Source organism: Blastopirellula sp. J2-11 (assembly GCF_024584705.1).
In the GTDB taxonomy this organism is placed as follows: domain Bacteria; phylum Planctomycetota; class Planctomycetia; order Pirellulales; family Pirellulaceae; genus Blastopirellula.
In genome coordinates, this window is record NZ_CP097384.1 from 66,212 (window position 1) to 88,344 (window position 22,133).

The 22,133-nt window shown below is 55.6% G+C and carries 23 protein-coding genes and 1 tRNA gene; 13 read left to right on the plus strand and 11 right to left on the minus strand.

The window, feature by feature from the left end; genetic code table 11:
• Nucleotides 1-7: 7 nt before the first annotated feature.
• The 3 genes from M4951_RS00290 to M4951_RS00300 all read right to left on the minus strand — a co-directional run bounded on the left by M4951_RS00290 (nucleotide 8) and on the right by M4951_RS00300 (nucleotide 2,076).
• Nucleotides 8-1,198, minus strand: coding sequence for a hypothetical protein (locus M4951_RS00290; RefSeq protein WP_262024482.1), 1,191 nt, complete (start codon nucleotides 1,196-1,198; stop codon nucleotides 8-10).
• 122 nt (nucleotides 1,199-1,320) lie between these two features.
• On the minus strand, nucleotides 1,321-1,842 hold the full coding sequence (locus tag M4951_RS00295) for a DUF1572 domain-containing protein (RefSeq protein ID WP_262024483.1): 522 nt from the start codon (nucleotides 1,840-1,842) through the stop codon (nucleotides 1,321-1,323).
• Between the two features lie 160 nt (nucleotides 1,843-2,002).
• Nucleotides 2,003-2,076: transfer RNA gene (locus M4951_RS00300), tRNA-His, on the minus strand.
• 635 nt (nucleotides 2,077-2,711) lie between these two features.
• Between M4951_RS00300 and M4951_RS00305 the strand changes: the two genes are divergently transcribed.
• Nucleotides 2,712-3,680, plus strand: coding sequence for a DUF1559 domain-containing protein (locus M4951_RS00305; RefSeq protein WP_262024484.1), 969 nt, complete (start codon nucleotides 2,712-2,714; stop codon nucleotides 3,678-3,680).
• A gap of 44 nt (nucleotides 3,681-3,724) precedes the next feature.
• The gene (locus M4951_RS00310; RefSeq protein WP_262024485.1) at nucleotides 3,725-4,150 is read left to right on the plus strand and encodes a hypothetical protein; all 426 of its coding nucleotides are present in this window, start codon (nucleotides 3,725-3,727) and stop codon (nucleotides 4,148-4,150) included.
• 97 nt (nucleotides 4,151-4,247) lie between these two features.
• Here M4951_RS00310 and M4951_RS00315 read toward each other — a convergent pair whose 3' ends face one another.
• From M4951_RS00315 to mddA, 4 genes are all read right to left on the minus strand, one after another.
• Entirely contained in the window at nucleotides 4,248-4,592 is a 345-nt protein-coding gene (locus M4951_RS00315) for a hypothetical protein (protein WP_262024486.1), read from the minus strand.
• Nucleotides 4,593-4,689: 97 nt separating this feature from the next.
• On the minus strand, nucleotides 4,690-5,595 hold the full coding sequence (locus tag M4951_RS00320; protein ID WP_262024487.1) for a DUF1559 domain-containing protein: 906 nt from the start codon (nucleotides 5,593-5,595) through the stop codon (nucleotides 4,690-4,692).
• Between the two features lie 104 nt (nucleotides 5,596-5,699).
• The gene (locus M4951_RS00325) at nucleotides 5,700-6,956 is read right to left on the minus strand and encodes a hypothetical protein (RefSeq protein WP_262024488.1); all 1,257 of its coding nucleotides are present in this window, start codon (nucleotides 6,954-6,956) and stop codon (nucleotides 5,700-5,702) included.
• 287 nt (nucleotides 6,957-7,243) lie between these two features.
• The gene (gene mddA / locus M4951_RS00330) at nucleotides 7,244-7,972 is read right to left on the minus strand and encodes a methanethiol S-methyltransferase (RefSeq protein ID WP_262024489.1); all 729 of its coding nucleotides are present in this window, start codon (nucleotides 7,970-7,972) and stop codon (nucleotides 7,244-7,246) included.
• A gap of 221 nt (nucleotides 7,973-8,193) precedes the next feature.
• Here mddA and M4951_RS00335 point away from each other — a divergent pair, with 221 nt between their 5' ends.
• From M4951_RS00335 to M4951_RS00350, 4 genes are all read left to right on the plus strand, one after another.
• Nucleotides 8,194-8,556: a hypothetical protein gene (locus tag M4951_RS00335; RefSeq protein WP_262024490.1), complete on the plus strand. Its 363-nt coding sequence runs from the start codon at nucleotides 8,194-8,196 to the stop codon at nucleotides 8,554-8,556.
• A 276-nt stretch (nucleotides 8,557-8,832) separates the two neighbouring features.
• Complete coding sequence (locus tag M4951_RS00340) at nucleotides 8,833-9,048, plus strand: hypothetical protein (protein WP_262024491.1); 216 nt, start codon at nucleotides 8,833-8,835, stop codon at nucleotides 9,046-9,048.
• Between the two features lie 67 nt (nucleotides 9,049-9,115).
• Nucleotides 9,116-9,637, plus strand: coding sequence for a DinB family protein (locus M4951_RS00345; RefSeq protein ID WP_262024492.1), 522 nt, complete (start codon nucleotides 9,116-9,118; stop codon nucleotides 9,635-9,637).
• Between the two features lie 31 nt (nucleotides 9,638-9,668).
• A complete protein-coding gene (locus tag M4951_RS00350; RefSeq protein ID WP_262024493.1) occupies nucleotides 9,669-10,175 on the plus strand; it encodes a hypothetical protein in 507 nt (168 codons plus the stop codon).
• Between the two features lie 113 nt (nucleotides 10,176-10,288).
• Here M4951_RS00350 and M4951_RS00355 read toward each other — a convergent pair whose 3' ends face one another.
• Complete coding sequence (locus tag M4951_RS00355) at nucleotides 10,289-10,687, minus strand: hypothetical protein (RefSeq protein WP_262024494.1); 399 nt, start codon at nucleotides 10,685-10,687, stop codon at nucleotides 10,289-10,291.
• Nucleotides 10,688-10,752: 65 nt separating this feature from the next.
• Entirely contained in the window at nucleotides 10,753-11,706 is a 954-nt protein-coding gene (locus M4951_RS00360) for a DUF1559 domain-containing protein (protein ID WP_262024495.1), read from the minus strand.
• A 334-nt stretch (nucleotides 11,707-12,040) separates the two neighbouring features.
• On the opposite strand from M4951_RS00360, the gene M4951_RS00365 reads away from it, so the two are divergent.
• A complete protein-coding gene (locus tag M4951_RS00365) occupies nucleotides 12,041-13,219 on the plus strand; it encodes an HD domain-containing protein (protein ID WP_262024496.1) in 1,179 nt (392 codons plus the stop codon).
• A 131-nt stretch (nucleotides 13,220-13,350) separates the two neighbouring features.
• Nucleotides 13,351-14,439, plus strand: coding sequence for a PIN/TRAM domain-containing protein (locus M4951_RS00370; protein WP_262024497.1), 1,089 nt, complete (start codon nucleotides 13,351-13,353; stop codon nucleotides 14,437-14,439).
• A 22-nt stretch (nucleotides 14,440-14,461) separates the two neighbouring features.
• On the opposite strand, the gene M4951_RS00375 is transcribed toward M4951_RS00370, so the two are convergent.
• Nucleotides 14,462-15,103, minus strand: coding sequence for a hypothetical protein (locus tag M4951_RS00375; RefSeq protein WP_262024498.1), 642 nt, complete (start codon nucleotides 15,101-15,103; stop codon nucleotides 14,462-14,464).
• 96 nt (nucleotides 15,104-15,199) lie between these two features.
• Nucleotides 15,200-15,406: a hypothetical protein gene (locus M4951_RS00380; RefSeq protein WP_262024499.1), complete on the minus strand. Its 207-nt coding sequence runs from the start codon at nucleotides 15,404-15,406 to the stop codon at nucleotides 15,200-15,202.
• Nucleotides 15,407-15,777: 371 nt separating this feature from the next.
• Between M4951_RS00380 and M4951_RS00385 the strand changes: the two genes are divergently transcribed.
• From M4951_RS00385 to M4951_RS00405, 5 genes are all read left to right on the plus strand, one after another.
• Nucleotides 15,778-18,168 (plus strand): hypothetical protein, encoded by a 2,391-nt coding sequence (locus tag M4951_RS00385; RefSeq protein WP_262024500.1) that lies wholly within the window; start codon nucleotides 15,778-15,780, stop codon nucleotides 18,166-18,168.
• 118 nt (nucleotides 18,169-18,286) lie between these two features.
• Nucleotides 18,287-19,069, plus strand: coding sequence for a MerR family transcriptional regulator (locus tag M4951_RS00390; RefSeq protein ID WP_262024501.1), 783 nt, complete (start codon nucleotides 18,287-18,289; stop codon nucleotides 19,067-19,069).
• Between the two features lie 141 nt (nucleotides 19,070-19,210).
• Nucleotides 19,211-19,618 carry a (2Fe-2S)-binding protein gene (locus tag M4951_RS00395; protein WP_262024502.1) on the plus strand — a complete coding sequence of 136 codons (408 nt, stop codon included), beginning with the start codon at nucleotides 19,211-19,213 and terminating at the stop codon, nucleotides 19,616-19,618.
• Between the two features lie 17 nt (nucleotides 19,619-19,635).
• Entirely contained in the window at nucleotides 19,636-19,989 is a 354-nt protein-coding gene (locus M4951_RS00400; protein WP_262024503.1) for a P-II family nitrogen regulator, read from the plus strand.
• Between the two features lie 432 nt (nucleotides 19,990-20,421).
• A complete protein-coding gene (locus tag M4951_RS00405) occupies nucleotides 20,422-22,113 on the plus strand; it encodes an AAA family ATPase (protein WP_262024504.1) in 1,692 nt (563 codons plus the stop codon).
• Nucleotides 22,114-22,133: the final 20 nt, after the last annotated feature.

A 22,133-nucleotide genomic window follows, 5' to 3' on the forward strand; every position in this document is an offset into this window, starting at 1 on the left:
GGATCGCTTAGAAATTGAAACCAGTACGCAGCATCAGCGTGCTATCGACATCCAAGGTAGGAATGGCGCTGCGATAGACCAGTTGGCGCTCCCAAACGTAGCCAATCTCGGCAAACGCTTTCAAACGATTCGGGTGCGTCGCCTCGACGCCGAAGAAGACGCGATAGTCGTTGATGTCGACCTGATCGTCGACCGATCCCATGCCGGTATCGCGCTGGATAGTCCAACTGCCGCCGCCATATTCGCCGCCGACGTACCACCAGACTTCTTTGTCGCCCAGCGTCGTCCAGTACTTCGAGATGCGGGGATAAGGAAAGACCAGATCGTACTTCGATCGACTATCGGGTTGCCAGGTCACGCCGACAACCGGCAGCAATTTGATGTCCAAGCGATCAATGTAGACGACGCCTGCTTTGACGGTCGTGGTGGGAGTCAATCGCACCGCGGCGACGCCCAATCCTTGATATCGCATGCTATTGGTGTTGAACGTCTTGAAGTCGGTATAAACGCCTGCCCGAAAACCAAGCTCGGCGAATAAACGCGGAGTCAGTTCCGGATTCCAAGCAAAGTCGAGATACGCGCTATAGGCGTTGCCCGGCAAGTTTTGCACCAGGTTCTGGGGGCCATCCCACAAGTGCAGCACAAATGCAGGCGTCACCAACAGCGGCTGAGTGCTGCCGAGAAAATTGGGAAACTGAGCGGTCGCCGAAACGTCAAAGTCTTGCGTCTGCAGCGCGGTGTCCGCCTCGGTAAGTTTGGGCAACCACGTATAGCGGAATCCCACGTTTTCTAAAAATCGCTCGTAGGGAATCGAGGGAAACTCGGTCGTCGGTTGATAGATCGGCGGCTGAGCGCCATACGCCGGCGCCGTTTGATTCGGAAAGTAAGCAGGCGGTCCGCCTGCAAACCCAGCCGGCGGAGTGGTCGGCGGCGGGGGATAGCTCATCGGCGGCGGATACGACGGCGCCGCATAGGTAGCTGCCGGCGTTGGCGGATACGAACTAAATTGCGTACCGGTAGCGTAAGGATCAAACGGCTGGATGCCGCCAGACAAATTCGCCGGTGGTTGCACTCCGTAAGGAGAAGGCGCAACCGTATTGATCGGCGTTGGAGCCTGGATACGCTGTGCTAGCAACGCCGTCGGCGCGGCTAGCAGCAGTGCTCCGACGATGATCGTGTTTTTGAAAATTTCGCCCACGATTCTCTCAAGCAAACGGTCGCCTAGTGACGATGAACAATAGTTGGGAAAGTCGTGGGGTGTAATTACCAGCGACTCCTAACTCGGTCAAGGCGAACTTGCGCACCGTGGGCAATTTGCTGCTAGGACGATTTCCCTTCTTCCGCGGATTGCGGCGTCCAAAAGAACTGATAGTTCTCTGCCTGCATTTGCCGCGTCAGGCAGATGATCTCTTGCGTGTGTCCAAAAAAATGAGACACGCTGTGAACTGACGCCTGCCAACCGCTGACGTTGTCGCCTTGCACGCGGCGCGGTTGCAACATCTCGGCGGCGTCTACTTTTTCGACGGCGGCGATCGCTTCGTCCAGTGTGGCGCGCAGCTCGCTTATCAATTGCTGGGCCGGAATCGGATCGCGCTCGGCGAATTCGGCAGGGCGATCGCGCACGTCGGGCGCACCGCCGACGCCAGAGATCAAATGTTGTCGAACATTCCCCCCCAAGTGAATCAGGATCGTGCCGATCGAGTTCATGCCGGGACCGGGCCGCCGCCAGATTTGCGCGTCGGAAAGTTGGGAGACGCAATGTTCGATGCGGTCGAAACAACCGTTTAAACAGCGAACTAATTCGGCGGAAACAGCGGAAGTAACATCCAAGGCAGTCGGCATCGATTGGTCCTCACGCGATAATAAGGGGACAAAAACAGGGTTGTTTTTGGAGTAGACGCGGTGAGGAAAAACCGGTTCGCCGGGCCGAGAACGCCCTTCGATAAATATGCCTAAACTATTGGTAGGCAATCATTTAGAGAATTAAATTCGACGAACTAAGGGTGGATAGAGGGATTTGAACCCACGACCCCTGGAATCACAATCCAGTGCTCTAACCAACTGAGCTATACCCACCGTAGTCGTCAAAACGCCCCAGTTTAAAGCGAGTCCGCCTGGTCGTCAACGGCTGGGAAGGCGCCGCTTTCAATTTCGTCAGATCGGCCGAAACGCCTAACACGATTGCTCCGGTCATGTTAGGACGGCAATCGCTGAGGCAATTCTCTAGAGGGCTGACGGTCGTAATCGGTTCGCACTCTTCATTTCTTCTCTTCAGCCAGAGTTATCTGCGTCGTCAATTCTGATTGTATCTCGCATCGGATCGATCCGTAGATCGACGTGATCTCGTAACTGGGCGACGCCTCCGCAGAAAACGGGATGGCCCGCTTCGGGATACGAAAGAGCTGGAGATCGAAATCAGCGCGGCGCCGTTGCTGGTCCAGGGGAAATGATGGGTTGGGCCCTCGATGAAGTTTTACGACACACTGCGCAAAAAGTGCCGGCGGCAGAGGAAAATGTTCGCCATGTTGCGCAAAGTAGTCGTTGTTTTGCGGGCTAATATTAACTTTCGAATTCTTAGAATTGCAGCCGAGATTCTCGTTGAAGCTAGACGGCCGTTTTCGATAGGCTTAATTTTTCGTCCAATAGCACAGCTAGCAGGAGCGTCGTCTCATGCCGCGTTTGCTTGGTTTTATTTGTCATGAGGAGAGAACATGCTAATTCGCCTACGTAAGGCTTTTACGCTTGTTGAATTATTGGTGGTGATCGCGATTATCGGCGTTCTGATCGCGTTGTTGTTGCCGGCGGTTCAGCAGGCGCGTGAAGCTGCACGTCGAATGCAGTGTACGAACCAGATGAAACAGATGGGCATCGCGATGCACAACTATCACGATACCTTTAGCAATTTGCCGCCGAGCAATTCCGAAATCGACAATTTCGCGCCGTATCCACCGCAACGCGAGTGGGGTTGGGCGCCGCGGATCTTGCCGTTCATGGAACAATCGGCCATCTACGATCAAATCGATTTCACCAAAGCATCGTACGATCGCGTGGGGAGTTGGGGCGCTTGGAACGATAGCCTGATGGATGATCCCAGCGTGATCTGCAACTACAAGGTGGTGCGAATGGTGCACCAGCCGTTCCTCTGTCCGTCCAATTCGATCGGCGGAGAGCCCATGGTCGAGGACGAATTTGGCGAATATTATAAGCTGTCGCAATCGGATTACGCCGCGAATATCGGCGATCATAAAAACAAGACCGGCATCGGCTTGCCTGCGTCGGACGTTGGCTATAATTCGGGTGCTGGAAACGATGTGGTCATGCCTCGTGGAGTGATTGGCTGCCGTGATTGGGCGGCGCAGTTCAAAGACATCGGCGACGGCTTGTCCAATACCTATCTGCTGGGCGAATGCGTCGGCGCTTGGAGCAAGTGGCAGAACTTTGGCGCCACCTCGTTTGCCACGACCGCCTGGCCGGTCAATTATCGCAACCGCGACTTTCTCGACGGCACTCTCGACTCGGGCGATTGGGATTACAACATCACCTTTCGCAGCTTTCATCCCGGCGGCGCCAACTTTTTGATGTGCGACGGCTCGGTCCGTTTGATTACAGAAACGGCGGACGGCGTCGCTTATCGAGCCGGCGCTTCGCGGTTCGGCGGCGAAGCGGCGCCCCTGCCGTAACGTGACATAATTTGCTCATCCAAACCTATCGCAGGAGCGATTTCATGTCGCGAAGTATTCAAGTTTGTTTGCTGGTCTGTATTGCTATGGTGGGCTGTTCGCAAGGGCCAACCCTGGGCAAAGTGACTGGTCAGGTTAACTACGAAGGAAAACCGCTGCCTCACGGAACGATCTTGTTTGAGATTTCCGGCGGCGGTTTCGCCTATGGGGAAATCAAGGATGGGCAGATTATTAACGTCGCCACGAGTGATCGCGGCGTCGGCGTTCCCCTGGGAGAAGCTTCTGTGGTGATCCAATCGATCGAGACGGTCGAGTCGAAGAAAAATCGCCGCAGCGAAGCCGGCGGCGCCGGCGGGATGGATTACGGACGTGATTTGATTCCGGTTCGTTATTCCAACCCGGCGACCAGCGGGCTGTCGGCTACCATCGAACGCGGCGAGAACGTGTTGACGTTCGACCTGACCAAGTAGCGATTCAACAGTTAGAATCGGGCGAAACAGAAAGCCGTCCCTGTCAAAAGACAAGGACGGCTTTTTCATTCCAGGAATTTTCCTGGCGTGCGACTTGTTAGTTCGTCGGCGTCGCCATCTTCGTGTTACGCTCCTTGTTCTTCTGTTGCCGTTTGACGCTCGCCGCGACTTGGCGAGCCAGGGCTTTTACTTTCGCGGGGTCTTCCAGCGATTCGCACTGAGAGATGGTCGCCGCTTCCTGCATGTAGCCTCCTTCTTCGAGCCCAATCATCAGGTCAATCAAGACCTCTTTGTGCTCACCGGTCTTCGCCAATTCTTCGAGCGTCGGCAGCAGCTCGCTTTCGGCGACGCCGGGATGAAGTTCGTGGAAACTTGGTTCGCTCGGCCCGCAGCCGATCATCAGGCCGATCAGGCAAACGGTCATCCGTCGTGTCATGTTCATTCTCTGCTCCCCGCTAGAATACTGTCGTTGCTTGCACGCATCCAAACGACAGAGTGAATTTTGGAATGGATTGTTCTGGAACGAAATGTATTGAGAATTAGTACTCGCCAACGACGTTTCCTTCGGCAATGGAGCCGAGATTTTGGTAGGACACGGGGTTGATCGTGTCGCTAATGAAGTGGCTGGAACCATCCCCAAACAAAAACTGCGCTCCGCCGGGGTGAGCACTCGTCAGGTTGTGATGTCCCGGTACGCCGTTGAGTTTATAGGCGAGGGTCGTGCTTACGATCGCGTTATTGAGATAGTATTCGGTCTGAATCCTGCCGCCGATCCAGATCGTGCCATACTTCACGTCCAGCGGGTCGGGATGGGTGATCGTGCTCCGCTCGCCGATCAAAAACGTGTTGGTGAGACCATCGCGAATGTCACGAAACTTGATGCGAGAGTTGTCGTAAAACGCGCCGGTAGGGACCGGGTACAACGACCCGGGGGTGTTGTCGGTGCGGTATCCAATACCGCCGATTCCGGTGTAGTTCGACTTGGCGAAGCCGCCGTAGGTCAGATTGAAACTGCCGGTCGGATCGGATGGACAGATATAGCCGCTAATCACCGTTTTGGCGTACGGAGTGGGAACGGCGGCCGATGCAGTCGTCATTGCTGGGATCGAAAACCATTTTCCGTCAAACGCGCCGACGCTGTCCATCGCGTCATGCAGCGAGCTCTGCTCGATGAAAGGAAGCAGCAGCGCCCCCCAACCCAGCAAGTTGGCGTTGGTGATGTCGTCGTACGGATCGTCATCAATCCAGCCGGACGGCAATGAACCGAACGTGTCGTGGTAATTGTGCAGTCCCAGCCCGATTTGTTTCACGTTGTTACTGCACTGGCTGCGCCGCGCCGCTTCGCGGGCTTGTTGGACGGCGGGAAGCAACATTGCGATCAGCACGCCGATGATCGCAATCACCACCAAAAGTTCAACCAGCGTAAATGCGTTTCTAAGCTTCATCTTGATCTTCGCTCCTCCAAAGTTATGAGTCGATGTGGAATCAAGCTCGAAAAATGAGGGGGCCACGTGCATCTGAGGGTTTGATTTCGTCGGCGTGATGGGAATTACGTCAGTCGAAACGGTTGCGAGAAGAGTCGTTCTTGGTTGTCGACGCCGTCCGCTTCCACGCGAAGGTAAACATGTTGCTGGAGCGCCGCGGCTTCGATCGGCAACTTCCATGTGCATTTGGTTCCGGACTGTTCATGCACGACGCCGCGTGCAGTTACGATTCGCAACCGGCAAGGCTCGGAGACTTCGACGTGAATGGATCCTGCGTCGAGTTCAATCCGCCGAAACTCCAAGTCGCCGTTGAGCGCACAATAGTAGTCGCCGTTGCGATAGGCTCGCAAACACGCAGCGGGCAAGTCTTGCGGATCGGTATCGTTGTTCACAAGCAACACGTTGCGGCCCATGAAACCAGGATCGCTGTTGTGGGCGTGATCCGAGACCGCCAATCCCCAGCAGCGCCGACCGGTGGCGAGAATCGCGTCCCATTCGTCCAATGACCAGCCTTTGCCGTTGAGCATCTCGGCGGTGTGATTCCAGATTTCGATGCCCAACACGCGCGGATCAAAGTCCAACAAATCCAGCAGGTGCGAATGAGGCAGACGGCTCCATTTCGGGTGATTCAGCGTGACGCCGCCGCCGTCAGAAACTTCAAGCGCGTCCAGCATTCGCTCAAAGGCCTCTTTCCAGGGCATGTCGGTACCGATGGGGTAGCCGTGGGAGTGCAGCTTGTACTTGCCGCGTGCGTCAAACGTGCCGCTGCAGAAGTTCGAGCCGACCGCATTGAAATGTCCGCTGGAGTCGGTCATCGAATGATGCTCCGCATTCGGACAAAGAATGACATCGGCTGGGATCTGCGAAAAACAGGGGGAGCCGACCTTAAACGGCAGCGCCTGCTGCAGGTCGGCCGGAAGCGAGTCGTACCAGCCGGTGTTGGGATCGCGAATGATTTCGTTCCAGCGAAACGAACCGCGCTGATAGCCTTGTCCGGTTACCATTGCGAAGTCTTGACTGACTTCGTATTGCCGGCTCCGCTCATCGGGTCGACAAGGGACTGACGGATAGTAGTTAGAAATGGCCAGATGCTTGAGCTGACGACGGCAGAGCAAATCGAGCGACACTTGCGAGCGGCAGTGCGCGTGCGAGACCGAACCAATCTGACGGCTATGTTCCCAATCGATACGTGCGTACGGTTGGGCGACGGAATGGGGAGTCTTTTCGCCGCTCCAAGCGAGGTTGTTCTGGAAGAAGCCAATTCCTGAGATCGCAGCAGCCGAGAGAAATTGACGTCGCGATCGAGTTGCCGAATGCTTCATGAAACTGGCACCAAGCAGGGAAAGCATAGGAGAGAGAATCCATCGTAGTGTAACGAATCCTCGCGTAGATGTAGCAATCCAATTCTATAGGCATTCTTCTCGATACCTTTATGCGTATTTGTCGTAAAACCAATATAAAAAAGCTTATTTGCATGCGAGTTTTGACGAGCCGCGTGCAGAGAAGCAAACACGGGAGAAGTTTAGGACAAACCAAGATCACTCGTCGTGGCCGCCTCCTCTTTCTCGATGGAAAAGAGGAGGTTCCGGCAAGATCGGCGGCGGCATGCTTAAAACAGTTTTGGAATAAACATCCGCACGTTGCGGCGGTATTGCTTGTAGTCATCGCCATGGACCTCGATCAGGTCTCGTTCTTCGAATGGAATCGCCGCAAGGATGTAGGCGGTCGTGCCGATCGCGAATAACAAATGGCCGAGCGTCATCGTCGGCGCCATCCAAAAGACCATGAACCAGCCGACGTAGAGCGGATGTCGGATATAGCGATAAAGGAGCGGCGTCTGAAACGGCAGCGGATGATATTCTTCACCACGGAAGTAGAGCCAGGTCTGCCGCAGTCCAAACAAGTCAAAATGGCTAATCAAGCAAGTTGAGACAAACACAAGCGCCCAGCCAAAGCCGTACAGCGTGTAGAGCGTCGCTTGCGCTGGTAGGGAGGTCACGCGCCAAATCACCAGCGGCATCGGCTGCCAAACCAAAAAGAGGACGATCATCGCGAGGTTGGTCGATAGCACGTAGAGACTCCGCTCGGCCGCTTTCGGAATATATTGCGTTAACCAACGTTTGAATGCAGGCCGGGCCATGCCAGAGTGCTGTAGTCCAAACGCCGCGATCAACAGCAAGTTAACCACGATCGCTCCGACCGTTCCCAGTTGCGCCGGAGCGTCGATCGTGCGGGGAACCCATAGGTCGCCGATGAATCCAATCGAATAGAGGAAGACGCCCAAAAACATGGCGTAGGCGATGCAGCCAAACGCGATTACTATCACTCGTTTTCCCATGATCGATTCTCCTCTATTGGGCATTATTGGGGGCCTGCAATATACCGCGAAGCGTAAAAACGCCGTCGTTGTTTCAGGCATTGTCGGTGGATCGCCCATTTTTCTCGACAATCCGTGGTGATTCTCATGAGACTTGCGCGTTAGGATGCAACGTGCGACGACGCTTGCTGCAAGCGCGACTTGCGGCGAATTATTTCCAACTTCTGCAGAAAGAGAATGCTATGTCGCGCTACGAAGGGAAACCGTTCGTACGTTTGCTCGAGTGCTATATCTTGTCGGCGATTGACGAGCTGCCCGAGGTCTATGCGGAAAAGCTAAATGAAATGGGCCCGGCCTTGAAAGAGACGTATAACCTGGAGGGGGGCTGGCGCGACGTCGTAGCGCAGGTAATGCATTTTCCGGATACGGTCGACGACGAGCTGCGCAACATGTGGGCGCACAATCAGACGGTCGCGGCGCAAAACGGTCAGATTCTCGCGGCCGAAGCGTTCGCTCAAGCGGTCGTCGATCAGAACTTCAAAGAAGAAACGCAAGGCGAACCACCAGCCGCAGATGGTCTGGCGGCGGAAGACGAAGAAGAGTAAGCGACCGCGGGGTGCCCCGACCAGTCTGTGCAAGACTGGTTGGGTTGCGCAGCAACAAGATGCTCGCGCCATCCGCGTCCAACTTCTAGCACGTTTCCCACGAAAGCAGCCCTCGATATCGATGTCGGAAGGATTAACAAGCTTGGCGTCCGCATGGCGCGGGCATCTTGTTGCTAAAGCAACCCAACCAGTTCTGTACGAACTGATCGGGCCACCCGGCGATCGTTGATGCCAAGATCGTACAACCAGAATCGAAACCGTGGCGACCAGAAGCAGATGAGCGATTCACCAAAAAAGAAAGAGTTGAGTCTGACCGGCAAATCGATCCAAGCCTGCGGTTCGCTGCTGGGCGTGACCGCGGCGCTGGGTGCGATGGTGATGCTGGATTACAGCGGGTTGATTACCGGCGCGCTGTTTGGCGGCGGTGGAGGCCTGATCGGTTCGTTGCTTGCGATGCCGATTGCCGCGATGTTTCCGGAGGAGCCTTTGTAACGGCGCGCTAGACCACGTCGTGTTGCCATTGTTGATTCTGCGGGAGCTTCGCTCCAGGAGTAACGCCGTGCTGTTCGAAACAATGAAGACGCTGCTAACCGGGCAATATCAAGCGTCGCTTTGGATGCTCCACCGTTGTATCGAGCAATGTCCGGAAACGGCGTGGGACCAACCGGTTGCGAACCTCAAATTTTGCCAGGCCGCATTTCATGCACTTTTTTTCACGGACTACTATCTTTGCGCAAGTCCCGCAAATTTCAAATTGCAGCCATTTCATCAGCAGCATGCGGCCGAATTTTGCGATTATGAAGAGATGGAGGTACGTGAGCAAAAATTGACCTATGACCGCTCGTTCCTTCGTTCTTATGGCCAACATTGCCGCGCGAAAGCGATAGATGTTATCCAGCAAGAGTCGGCGGAGTCGCTGACTGCGGCTTGCGGGTTTGCGCCGAAAACGTTCTCTCGGGCAGAGCTTCACGTCTACAACATTCGACATATTCAGCATCATGCGGCTCAATTAAGCTTGCGTCTGCGGCTAGATTTCGACGATGATATCTCTTGGTTAGGAACAGGCTGGAAAGAGGCGTGATCGTGAAAGCTTCCCCATAACGGAGGTGCTGATGAACATTCGCTTCACGAGTAGTTATCTTTATCGCGCTATTGCTATCATCTCTATTCTGTTGACGGTTTGCTTGCTGTTTGATCGGGAAGAACTTTCTTCCAACCAATTGGCCCTTTTGCTAGAAGGGGACGAGAGTATCGATCTCTCGCACATCGAGGCGTTCGGTCAACACCGACATCTCGAGTGTCATGATCCTCAGGTAATTCAGTACCTGAAGCGATGTCTTGTCGATTCGACTCACGACGGATGCTCGTTTCCGGAGTCGGAAGAGGAGATTCGTTCTCACAGCGGTTACGTTTCGTACTACGTCACGTTTTGTCTGCACGACGGACAAGAGTGCACGATGTACTGCGACGTTTCTAACCGCGATCTTTGCCTGTTGGTCCCTGCTCACCGGCCGGTCGGTGAAGTCGGCGCTCCCAATCGACGCGCTCAGTTTCCTCAGCCGATGCCTGAGAAGCTGACCAAATTGTTGGCCGCGCTGACGGCGGAGGATGGTCTATGAAGTGATGCTGGAAATAATGTTCGGCCAGTAAAATAGCGCCGTATGTAGAGAACAGACCCTGCTTGCCAACTGCGCTTGGCAAGCAGGGTCGTTTTTGCGCGCTGCTCAAGTGGCTATCTCTTTTTCTTCGGCACGTCAAAGTCAATACTGGTCGAACTGGTTGGCAATTCCGCTTTGGTTTCAAACGTGGGGAATAACGGTTGGCCGTCGGAATTGTCGCCGTGGGCGATTCCGTCGTAGCCCTCGATCCGCACCAGGTGCGGGCCGCCGACGACGCCGAGCGCTTCACTCGTGTCGAAAGCGCCTTGGCGAATGATCGCAACGCTGCCGTGGCCGCTGTTGCCGGCCGTCGTATCAGGTTCAAAGTAGATGGTGCCGTTAGGAACGGGCTGGCCATCGTAGGTGACATGACCGTGGAGGTGGATCGTAGAGTTCGTGGGACCGCACCCGATCAACAGCGGAGCCGCCAGCCAGATCAGCGCGATGAAAACTTGCGAAGGGAGGATATTCATGAGCGGACGCGACTTTTGAAGTGGCATTAAAAAGAAGAGGCTCGCAGCGCTGTAAGAAGCCGACGCTAACGAGGGAAGCCTCCCGTGGGAAGCTGGTCGTCCAGCTTGCCGAGTTGACGATAGAGATTCAGGTCGATCGTCTCAGATAGAAAATGGACCGATCCATCTCCCAGTAAAAAATGACATCCGCCTGGGTGGTAGCTGCCAAACAGTTTGGACATCACGTTCAGTGTATCGTCCGTCAGTCCGACCTTAGGATTCGAGTTGATTTGATCTCGGGCGGCGGCCAAAACCCAGGGGCAACCGAAATTATCGGTCTTGGTCCCAGACGCCCAGCTGGTGTAGATGCCGTCATCGCGTCCGGTAGGAGTCAGGCTGTACTTCGTTTCGCCGACCATCAGCGTGTTCGATGTGCCGTCAACGATATCGCGAAACTTGCTCTTTGAATTGAAGTGCAAAATGCCGTTGCGATAGAAGACGCGATTGCCCGATTGGTTCGAGCAGCTTTCCTCAGAAGCCGTGCCGCCCCCTTGCACGCCAAAGTAGCTGGTCGTCGCCCAGTCGTCCCGCGTGCCGGGATCCGATGGGCACTGAAACGCAGGATTGTTCCGCTTGAACTGCGCATGATTGCCGGTGGAGCCGGGTCGGTTTTCGGTGGTCGTAAAAGCGGCGTTGACGTCAAACAATTCGTAGCGATTGATCTGCTCGAGATATGGCAATATCGCAACGCTCCACGGTTCGCGCGCATCGGCGTCGACGCCGGTCCCTGTACACCAACTGCTACTCGTATAGGTCAGGTTTTTTGCGTTGCGTACGCCTGCCGGAAAATTGCCTTTGGCGTCGTGATGATTGTGCAGCGCCAAACCGATCTGCTTCAGTCGGTTGGTGCAGTCCATCCGCCGAGCCGCTTCGCGCGCTTGCTGGATAGCTGGAAGTAAGAGGGCGATCAAGACGCCGATGATGGCGATTACCACCAGCAACTCGACGAGCGTAAATGCTCTGCGGTTTTGAAATGACATAGAAGGTCACCGAATAGAGATGAGTTAGAGATAACGCGTGGATTTTCGGGGAAATTTACCAGGAAATCAATAACAAAATCGCGATCTCTCCATATGCGAGAAGGATCGCTTTTCATATCACTCAGAACGTGGAAGATCACATGACGCTGAGCGATTGAAGACTGCATTGTTGATTCGCAGGGTAAATCGTGGAAAACCGTTACGTTTTCCAGATCTACCGCCGCTTTCCCCCTTGGATCGGGCAACGCTTCGACTTGCTTTGGCGATAGGTGCGGCGTAGACTTTGCGCGCAATTGGCTAACTAATGATCCTGCTACCAGTTAGAATCACCAGCGTGATCCAGAAAACCTCGACCCCGTCGTTGACGGCGGCCGCTTCGATCAAGGAAGAGTCTTTGTCGATCATCGGCGGACCGAACTACCAACAGCGCGAAGCGATCTTGCTCGCACCCTATGCGATGTTCAGCGCGGATACGCGCGGACGAAATGTCGTCGAAACGGATCAGCCTTACCGCAGTCCTTTTCAGCGCGACCGGGATCGCGTTGTTCATTCGAGCGCCTATCGTCGGCTGAGTGACAAAACCCAAGTTTTTTCAGGGGTTAGCGACTATCACCGGACTCGCCTGACCCACACGATCGAAGTTGCGTCGGTAGCGCGAACCATGGGGCGCGTCTTTCGCTTGAACGAAGACCTGGTCGAAGCGTTGGCCCATTTGCACGACATCGGCCATCCCCCGTATGGACATTCGGGAGAAGATGTTCTGGCCGAGTGCATGTCGGCGGTCGGCGGATTCTCGCACAATCAGTTTGGTCTGGTCTTGGTCGACCAGTTGGAGACCCGTTCTCCGGCCTATGACGGCTTGAACCTAACGCAAGAGGTGCTCGACAGTCAGCGGACGCGCATTGACAAGACCGGCGTCGCGCCGCAATCTCCGCTGTTTGAAGCCCAAATCGTGGAAGCGGCCGACAGCGTGACGTATGATGCGCATGACGTGGATGACGCGGTCAAAGTGGGACTCGTGCGGATCGAGCAAGTTCTCGAACTGCCGTTGGTCCGGCGCTGCCACCAACAGGCGAGTGAGCGCTATGGCCGCGTTGAAGGGAGCGTGCTGAGAAAGATGATCGTTCATGAACTAATCGATCTTCAGGTGCGTAACGTAATTGAGAACATCGGCGCAGCGCTGGCCGAGAACCCGCCGCAAAGTGCGGTCGAGGTGCAATCGCGGGCGCCCCTGGTCACGATGAGCGCCGACTTATTGGCGGAGAAACGCGAGCTCGAGAAATTTCTGTATCACGAAGTCTATCGACATCCAGCGATCGTTCAATTTCGAGAGCAGGTGCAGCATCAACTAACAACGATGTATCGTGGCTATTTGCAGCATCCGGAGTGGTTGCCTGCCAAGATTGCGAATCGTCTGGACCAATGGGGCCGTGAGCGAGCGGCTGGGTACTATTTGGCGACTATGACCGATACTTATTGTACAAATGAGTTTAAAAAGCGATTCGGCTCCTGACGCCCTTGGGGGGTGACTTATAGTCTAGTCATCCGCTAGAATGTCAGGTTGGAACGGAACAGAGACACCTCTTACACTTTGATGCCGCACGGTTCATGCACTCTGCTGCGCGGCGATAGGCGACGGGCACTATGGCTCTCCTCATTCTGCGTTGTATTTTTCTCCTAGTTGCGGCAGGCGTTGGCGTCTCGATCATTACGGTCAATGACTTCGCGAGTACTGCGCGCAATCAGCCGTTTTTCACCTTTACCGGCGTGATGCTGATCGCGATTTTCATCATCGGGATGGATGTCGCGTTCAAACGCAAACGGTACGACACGATCAGCGGCGTCTATTTTGGGCTGTTGGTCGGTCTGTTTTTGACCTACATCCTGGGCTTAGCGATTCAGCCGTTTTTCCCGGCGGATGAAATGGGCGCCACCGGCGGTCCGCAGCGTGCGGTGCAGTTGGTGGTCGGCATGGTGCTCTGCTATGCCTGCATTAGCTTGGTGCTGCAAACCAAAGACGACTTCCGCTTCATTGTGCCTTACGTCGAATTCTCGAAAGACGTCAAAGGTTTGAAGCCCTACATTCTGGATACCAGCGTGGTGATCGACGGGCGCATCGCTGACGTCGTCGAAACGCAACTCTTCGACAACCAACTGATCATGCCGCGCTTTGTGCTGGCCGAACTGCAAGCGATCGCCGACAGCGGCGACAAGCTGAAGCGCAGCCGCGGACGTCGCGGGCTCGACATCTTGAATCGTCTCCGCAATCACGAAGCGGTCGACCTGAAGATTCATGATCGCGAAACGCCAGAAATGGACGGGCAGCCGGTCGACATGAAACTGGTGCTGCTCGCCAAAGGCATGGAAGGCAAGATCGTCACCGGCGATTACAACCTGAACAAAGTAGCGCGGCTGCACAATGTGGAAGTGATCAATCTGAACGATGTCGCCAACGCGCTGAAGCCGGTCTTCTTGCCGGGCGAGCAATTGGTCGTACGCGTCGTCAAACGAGGCGAAGAAGAGACCCAAGGGGTTGGCTACTTGGACGATGGCACGATGATCGTCATCGAAGGTGGCCGCGACCATATCGGTCAAAGCGTACAGATCTTGGTGACCAGCGTCTTGCAAACGAGCGCCGGACGCATGATCTTTGGTCGTTACGAAACGGTTGTCGGCGGCGGCAACGCGCCGGAGACTCCCAATCGTCCGCGACCTGCCGAATCGAAAGCGTAATTCGCTTTCACTCGACCACTTACTACTCCAGACCCGCTGCTTCCGGCGGGTCTTTTTTCGTGTGCGACGGTTTGTCGTCGCGTTGTCGTTTGCTTGCTTGATCGGCGTAATAGGCGATCGCGGCGCCGAGACCGCCGATCCATAGGATGGATAAAATTTTCATGGTGGCGATATAGCTCACGCGATCGGGCTGTATCGGCAACACCGACTTGCTAATGCCAAAGTTTTGTACGCGCCGTAGCGGCATTGTCCCGCGATCAAGCACGTTTCCGTCTTTGTCTTTCTTGACATAGTGGACGCGATCCGCGTCTTGCGGATCGAGTGAAAAAGTGGTTAGCCCGTCATACTCGGGCACATAGCCGTTCAGCAAATAGCGCTGGACGTTGTCGGCCATCGCTGCAGAGAAGGTGGGGATCGTTCTCGCCGATTTCCGCTGCGAATCATCCCAGTAGTAGGCGCCAAGCGTTGCGATGAGAAATCCGATGTAGAGCGATCGGAGCGAGCCGCGACAGCCGATCGCCAGGCAAGCGGCGACTAGCAGCAGAGCTGGCCAAAGCAATTGGAGAAATTCGACGAGCATCGGCGTCGGATAACGCAGCGCCGTTAAACTGCCGCAGACCAGTGCGGTGAAGATGGCGAGCGTGCGTAGTGAGAATTGCGGCATGTCGTTTCCCTCTGCGGCAAAAATCAGGCCGCGCTTCGGCGCGTGACAATTTTGATTGTCGCCGATTGCGGCCGATGATGCGAGAAATTTATTCGCTCAATGCCCGGCGGCGGTCAGCACTTCTTCCAGGCGCTGACTTACTCCTAATTCGTCCGCCCAACGACGCAGATAGACGAGATTCAAAGTGGATTGGATTTCTGCAATGCGCAGCGCATCGCGAATTTGCCGCTCCGATTCCGAAATAGCGGCCCACTCAAGCTTACTGAGAAGAATGTCTTCCGCCGATGCGATCATCGATTGCACGCCTAATATTTCGGCGGGAACGCGGCGGGCGAACTCGGATCGACGGAAGGGACGATTCTTTCACACGATCAGATCTCCCTTTTGTCCCGTCGAGTTGTCAATGACGTTGAACATCCCTCGGCAGGCGAGCGCCTGATGGGCCGCGTCATCGCCATTTGAATTGGATGCGATTCAGGGGTCGTGTCGGCGGGAATCATCCACTTATCTTCGCAAGCATTCGCTAGCAGCGGGAACTGGTAATTTGCGGTGATTACGTGAACAAAGAAGCATAGAAAAATTTCCATCGATCTTGGTCGGATGGAACCGCGATAAGTGATTAGTCTGCGAAGTTTAGACCATCGTTATGTCGCCCCTTTACGATTGACTGCATCTTGAGACTCTCCCTCGGCAATTCTTCTTCGACCTATTGCTTCCTACGCGCGATCGCCTGCATCGTCGTGCTATCGCTAGCGGCGCCTGCTAGCGCCCAGCAACAGAACGATGAAATCCAGCCCGGCGTGATCTCTGGGACATCGACCTTCGCCAGTCCCTATTCGAACGGGCTATGGGGAGAGTATTTTCCTCGCGTCTCGGTCCAGCATCGAACCGAAGGCGCCGGCTACGATTATTCGTTTACTGACTTTCGCGCTTGGGTTCCGTTGTACGAATCGTATGACGCGAAGTCGCTTACCTTCTTTGACGGCGCCTTCCTGCTGGCGAATGACCAAAACGTCGGCATGAATGCGGTCGTGGGGCAACGGTTTTACTCTGACAACTATGGCCGCACCTTCGGCGGTTACGTCGGCTACGACAATCGTGACACCGGTAATCAAACGGTCGGGCAGGTCGTGACCGGCTTCGAGTCGCTCGGCCAGATCGACTTTCGCGTGAACGGATATTTCCCGACCTCGACCGATCCTACACAGAGCGGAGCATCTGGCTTCCTTGACCCCACTTACGTCGGATACAACATTCAACTGACGCAGCTAACGCAATACGAAGTTGCGATGAAAGGGTTTGACGCCGAGTTGGGCGGCGCGCTGCCGCATGTCGGCGACTATCTGCGCGCCTACCTGGGCACGTACAACTTTCAAGGCTCCGGTTCGCCGCAAGCTTGGGGCTGGAAGACGCGCTTCGAGAGTCACGTTACCGATCGAATGCGGTTTTATCTGACGGTCAGCGACGATCAGGTGTTCGATACCAACGTCGTCTTTGGCGCCGCTTTCTTCTTTCCGGGAAGTTCGGCACGCCGCGTTCCGCAATACGACAGCTATGTCAACAAGATGGACGAACCGATCATTCGCAACGAAGCGGTCGTCGTCAACAAGATCAGTCAGTCGCAGTTGGTCAATGCAACCAATACCGTTACCGGCGCCGATCAGCATGTGATTCACGTCGATCCTGACGCGGTCGCGATGGGCGATGGCACCGTCGAGAATCCGTACAACGCGCTGCAATTGGCTCAGGCCGGCTCGCAGCCTAACGATATTATCTTTGTGCACCCGCGAGCCGACAACACCGCGACCAACCTGACGCAGTCGTTCGTGTTGCAAGAGAATCAACGATTGTTGGGTTCCACCACGCAGCACATGTTTACGGCGACGCAGGGAACGTTTGATCTGCCTGGTTACGAAGCAGGCAATCGGCCGACGCTTGATTCAGCAGGCGTCGGCGTCACGCTGGCCAACAACAACGAAGTTTCGGGCTTTCGTTTTAGCAATACCGGCGGCGACTCAATCGCCGGCAGCGGCATCAACGGCTTCAATATCAATAACAACCAGTTCGAGCACTTTGGCGCTTTCGGCGAGGCGAGCGTTTACATCGACAACGCCAGCGGAATTGGCGTGATTCGTGACAATACCGTCTCCAATACCGCCAGCAGCGGCGACAGCGGCTTCTATGTCGAGCTGGGCGGTACGTCCGATTTGCTGATCACCGATAACACATTGACGCGCCAGTTCAGCGTTGGCGGCGACAATGCAATCGAAGTGGACGTCTTGTCCGGCGTCAACGCGACCGTGAACATCACCAACAACGAACTGAGCAACTTCGTTACCGCATCAGGCCACGGCATCGAACTCTATTCGGAAGGTAACTTGACCGGTAATATCTCTGGCAATACGGTCTATCAAGGTCTGACCGCCTCGGTGCTGGACTATGGCATCTTCGCGGAAATCGCCGATGGAACTTCCACGCTAACGATTAACAGCAACACCATCGGTACGATCGCCTCCGCGGAAGCTCTCGATAGCGGCATCCACGTCCTGGTCGGAACGACCGGCGATACGACCACTTACATCACCAACAATACGGTGAGCGACTTCCTCACCGCCGGCGTTTTCAATGAAGGCATCGCCTATGATATCACCGGCGCGGGAGGAACGCATGGCTTGGTATTGACCGGCAACACCGTAGCGCATTCGATTGCGAACGTCGCCAGCGACGGCTTGTTCGTCCGCGTCGACAGCGGCTCTACGCTGAACGCCAATGTGCAAAATAATACGCTCTCGGCCAGCTTTTTGGGTAATTCGGGCGAATTTAGAGCGATCAACGGCTCGACGCTCAACATGCGAATGCTGAACAATGTCGGCGGCAACGATATCGCAATCGCCAGCACGGCCGGAAGCAACGTCTTCTTCGAAGTCTTCGGCGGTCAAACGGTTCCCAATCCTCTGGTCACGAGCGATATCACCAGCCAAAATACGGTCGGCGGCGCAAGCATCGCCACCCCCGGCGGTACGGCGACCCGGGTCGCCCCCAACAGCTTGCCAATTCCGGAGTAAACTATCGTACGGCAGGCCGTGCCTGCCGCGCAGCTCAAGCAAAGCCGGTTTCACGATGTCGCTCGAGCGATTCGTCGGCAGGCAGGACCTGCCCTCCAACTTGCGGAGACCTATCGCCATGTTCACCACCAGCGAATTCTCCCGCGTCAGCGGGCTCTCGATCGAGATGTTACGACTACTCGGGACGCAGGAAGTGCTGGTTCCGGCCCAGCCGGATGATGACGAAGAGCTGGTCGCCTACGACCAGTCGCAGCTGCCGATCGCTCGGGCGATCTATCATCTGGGCAAGATCCAAGTGCCGCTCGAGCGGATGAAGTCGCTCTTTTCGCAAAACTCTGGCAAGATCGATATCGCGACCCTCTTAACTCAACAAGAGCAAGCTCCGCTGCCGGTCAAAAAGATCAAAAAGATTATCGCCCAAGAGGCCGCAATCGAAGCGCTCTGCTCGCAAAACGATGCAGACATCGAAGAGAGCAAAGTCGATCGGCTGCTGATCGCCGGCATCCGGATGCAGGGGAAGTATACGGACTGCGGTAAAGCGTACGGCAAAATTGGCTGGCAATACGGACGCCAATTGAGTGGTCCGGCCATGATGCTCCACTACGATAAAGAGTACAAAGAAACCGACGCCGATTTCGAGGCCTGCTTTCCGATTCGCAAGGGAGACTCCAAAAAGGGGATCGAGGTCCACGAGTTGCAGGGCGGGCGCCTTGTCTCGCTGCTGCACCGCGGCCCGTACGAGACGCTGGCCGGCTCGTACGCGCGATTGCTCCGCTACGTTCGGGCTCGCCATCCGGGCTATCTGTTGCCGACGCGAGAGACCTACGTCAAGGGGCCCGGCTGGCTCTTTCGGGGTGACCCCGAAAAGTATTTGACCGAGCTGCAGATACTGGTAGCGTAGAAAACTGGCCAGGGAAACCGCTTACGACGACAGACAGGGAAAAATCACCAAAAACTTCTACTTAACGCGTGCCTCGGTCGATGTTATCTTGAGATCATTCGGAAGCGGCATTCTTCTCACCCCCAAACCGTCGCAGTCGCCATGCCTATTGTTAAGTTCGTCAAAGAGAAGAAAGAGATCGAAGTCCCTGAGGGCTCCAATCTCCGCCAGGTGGCGCTCCAGGCAGGCGTCAACGTCCACCAAGGGGTGAACGGCATCGGCGCCGGGGTCAACAAGGTCCTCAATTGTCACGGCTTGGGGCAATGCGGCACTTGTCGCGTTTTGATCACCAAGGGGATTGAAAACGCCAGTCCCATGCGCATGATGGAGAAAGTAAAGTTTACGGTTCCCGTCGGGCCGTATCTGCCGATTCCCGATCCGATCGCTTGTCTCGCCTATATCGGCAACGAAGAGACGATGCGGCTTTCGTGTCAAACCAAAGTGCTGGGAGACATGGAAGTCGAGACGGGTCCCGAGTTGAATCTCTTCGGCGAAAATTTCTTCAGCTAATTTCGCCGAGTCTGAGCGTGAAACAAGTCATCGCTATCGTGAAGCCTTATCTGGCCGAAAAGGTCTTGGAAGAGTTGAGCCGCGCGCCGATCGAAGCGCTCAACGTTCGCGAAGTGAAAGGCTTCGGCCGGCAGAAAAGCTATCTCGACGAATACAGCGACAGCGAATACGGCCAAACCTTCTTGCCCAAAGTCGAGATCACCATCTGGCTAGACGATTACCGCTCGGAAGAAACGATCCGCCGCATCGTGCAAGTCGCGCGCAGCGGACGCATGGGAGACGGCAAGATCTTCGTCCTCCCCGCGATGAGCGCCGGTGAAGCGATCGACATCGCATCGACGCCGGTCACGACTGGGAAGAAGAAGAAGTAGGGCGCACCCAAGCGGCTCTATCGCGACGCCGTCCCTGCGGAAAAATATTCTAGCGTTTGGTCCTTCGCTTCCAAGGATTCTTGGCTCTCAAAAAGTGTCTCTTGACGAAGCGCACAGATCTGATTTCGCCCACAAAAATCGTAGGGTGGGTGGAGAAAACCGCGATCAAATTCCGCCGCCAACAATCGACACGATCGGTTTGCGCAACCCACTTAAGACCCCAGTGTCGCCTTTCGCTCCGCGAAAGTAGCGTCCTATAGCTCGCGCTGCTTTCGCGGAGCGAAAGGCGACTATGGACCAGCCGCGTTGGCTCTCAAAATTGTCTCTTGACGAAGCGCACGGAGTTGGGGTCGACTACAAAAACTGTCGGTTTCGCGGCGGTTTTTCGCTGCGCGGGTTTGCTGTTTGGACTTTTCGTGGGGGACAATTTGCATGACGCTCAACGAACTTCGTCGACTGATCGCACGTTTAAGCAATGACCAAAAAACGTGGCGCGTCGACTTCCAGACGCGCAATCTGACGCGGGGCGAAATCGCCGAAGCGCGTTGGTTGGCCGTGGTTTTGATGCGGTCCGATCTCTTCACAAATTGCAAGGTTCGGTCTGAATATTTTCAACATCAGTCGCATTACGACATTTGCGTTGCGATGCTGCAAATGCGGAACAAACGGATCCGCTGCGACGACCTGCCAGAGCTCCTCCGTCGGTTGGCGCAAGCAGGCTATCACGAAGAGAGCGCGATCGAAATGTTGTGCGACGTCTTGCTTTGCTGCGGCCAAATCAAAAATTTTGACGACTATGCCAAGACGCTGCAAAAACGTTTTGAAGCGCATCAAGCGGCGATCGAATTGTCGCCGGAGTGCGGACTCGTCCGGCTCGACATCGCCGGCGGCGCCAGTCCGTTTCAAACGCTGACCACCGATCAATTGATCGCGCAGCAAGATCCGCTCGAGTGGTTGTTGCCGGGGATGTTCGTGCGCTATGAACCGGCCGTGATCGTCGGGCCGAGCAAAAGCATGAAGTCCTCGATCGCCGTCGACTTGTGCGCGGCGCTGGCGCGCGGCGGCCAATTTTTGGGGCAATTTGCTGTCGAGCGTCCGTTTCGCGTCGGCTATGTCAGCAAGCATGACGAGCGGCAAGCGCTGGCCGATCTCGCGCGGCGGTGGAGCGACTCCAGCGGCGTCGACCCGGGCAATTTGCCGAATTTGATTTGGTCGTTGGCGGTCGCCGACGCTTCCGATCCGGCGCACCTCGATCATCTGCGGGCATGGATTCGCCGTCATCAACTCGAAGTGATTGTGATCGATCCGCTGCGTCTCACTTCGACCGACAAACAGACGCAAGCAGAGCAACTGCACGACCTGGTCCGCTGCTGCATCACGGCCGGAGCGACGCCGATTTTGTGTTGTCAGTCTCGCCAAGCGATCCCCCGCAACGCGACTCTGGCGACCGATGTTTCGGCGAGTCTCGATTTTGCGCGGCAATGGATGTTGATTCAGCGCTGCGAAAATTATTCGCCCGGCAGCGGTCAGCATCGGTTACGCATGTCGTTCGGCGGCTGCGCCGGCCAAGGAGGAGTCTGGGGCGTCGATATCGACGAAGGAAATTTGGAAGATCCGCAGGGAAGAAGTTGGCGGGTCACGCTGCGCGATGTTGAGTCGATCGAAGCGGAAGCGGCTGCCTGCGATGCGGCCGCGCAGGAGCAAAAATTGCAAGCGAAAATTCGGCTCGCGATCACGCGTTTAGATCGAGAGCAAGCGACCAAATCGAAAATTCGCGAACAAAGCGGAATCAGCGGAACCAAGTTTGCTCCGACATGGGACCAGATGATCGCCGCCGGAGAAATCGCCAAGACCAGCCACGATCCGGAAGAAAAACGCTGGGCCTATGCCCGGTACCACCTGGCCGATCCAGCAACGCCGAAAGAAAAAAAGAATCCAGTCCAGTCCAACGTTTTCGCCGTAGCCGTAGGGTCCGCTGTGCGGACCAGAAGCGCGGAAAAACTTGCAAGCAATCAACAGGGCCGCTGGTCCGCACAGCGGACCCTACTTGAACCCAGCGATCGCCGGTCTGATGCTTCGGAAAAAAATGGTTCTGTCCTGTCCAACGTTTTTGTCCGGTCCTAGTACTGGCGTCAGGGCGAAGC

Excerpts from the sequence above, each read along its gene's own strand:
- M4951_RS00295 (WP_262024483.1), bottom strand. The coding sequence starts at position 1,842 with ATGCCGACTGCCTTGGATGTTACTTCCGCTGTTTCCGCCGAATTAGTT.
- M4951_RS00305 (WP_262024484.1), top strand. The coding sequence starts at position 2,712 with ATGCTAATTCGCCTACGTAAGGCTTTTACGCTTGTTGAATTATTGGTG.
- M4951_RS00310 (WP_262024485.1), top strand. The coding sequence starts at position 3,725 with ATGTCGCGAAGTATTCAAGTTTGTTTGCTGGTCTGTATTGCTATGGTG.
- M4951_RS00315 (WP_262024486.1), bottom strand. The coding sequence starts at position 4,592 with ATGAACATGACACGACGGATGACCGTTTGCCTGATCGGCCTGATGATC.
- M4951_RS00320 (WP_262024487.1), bottom strand. The coding sequence starts at position 5,595 with ATGAAGCTTAGAAACGCATTTACGCTGGTTGAACTTTTGGTGGTGATT.
- M4951_RS00325 (WP_262024488.1), bottom strand. The coding sequence starts at position 6,956 with ATGAAGCATTCGGCAACTCGATCGCGACGTCAATTTCTCTCGGCTGCT.
- mddA (WP_262024489.1), bottom strand. The coding sequence starts at position 7,972 with ATGGGAAAACGAGTGATAGTAATCGCGTTTGGCTGCATCGCCTACGCC.
- M4951_RS00335 (WP_262024490.1), top strand. The coding sequence starts at position 8,194 with ATGTCGCGCTACGAAGGGAAACCGTTCGTACGTTTGCTCGAGTGCTAT.
- M4951_RS00340 (WP_262024491.1), top strand. The coding sequence starts at position 8,833 with ATGAGCGATTCACCAAAAAAGAAAGAGTTGAGTCTGACCGGCAAATCG.
- M4951_RS00350 (WP_262024493.1), top strand. The coding sequence starts at position 9,669 with ATGAACATTCGCTTCACGAGTAGTTATCTTTATCGCGCTATTGCTATC.
- M4951_RS00355 (WP_262024494.1), bottom strand. The coding sequence starts at position 10,687 with ATGAATATCCTCCCTTCGCAAGTTTTCATCGCGCTGATCTGGCTGGCG.
- M4951_RS00360 (WP_262024495.1), bottom strand. The coding sequence starts at position 11,706 with ATGTCATTTCAAAACCGCAGAGCATTTACGCTCGTCGAGTTGCTGGTG.
- M4951_RS00370 (WP_262024497.1), top strand. The coding sequence starts at position 13,351 with ATGGCTCTCCTCATTCTGCGTTGTATTTTTCTCCTAGTTGCGGCAGGC.
- M4951_RS00375 (WP_262024498.1), bottom strand. The coding sequence starts at position 15,103 with ATGCCGCAATTCTCACTACGCACGCTCGCCATCTTCACCGCACTGGTC.
- M4951_RS00390 (WP_262024501.1), top strand. The coding sequence starts at position 18,287 with ATGTTCACCACCAGCGAATTCTCCCGCGTCAGCGGGCTCTCGATCGAG.
- M4951_RS00395 (WP_262024502.1), top strand. The coding sequence starts at position 19,211 with ATGCCTATTGTTAAGTTCGTCAAAGAGAAGAAAGAGATCGAAGTCCCT.
- M4951_RS00405 (WP_262024504.1), top strand. The coding sequence starts at position 20,422 with ATGACGCTCAACGAACTTCGTCGACTGATCGCACGTTTAAGCAATGAC.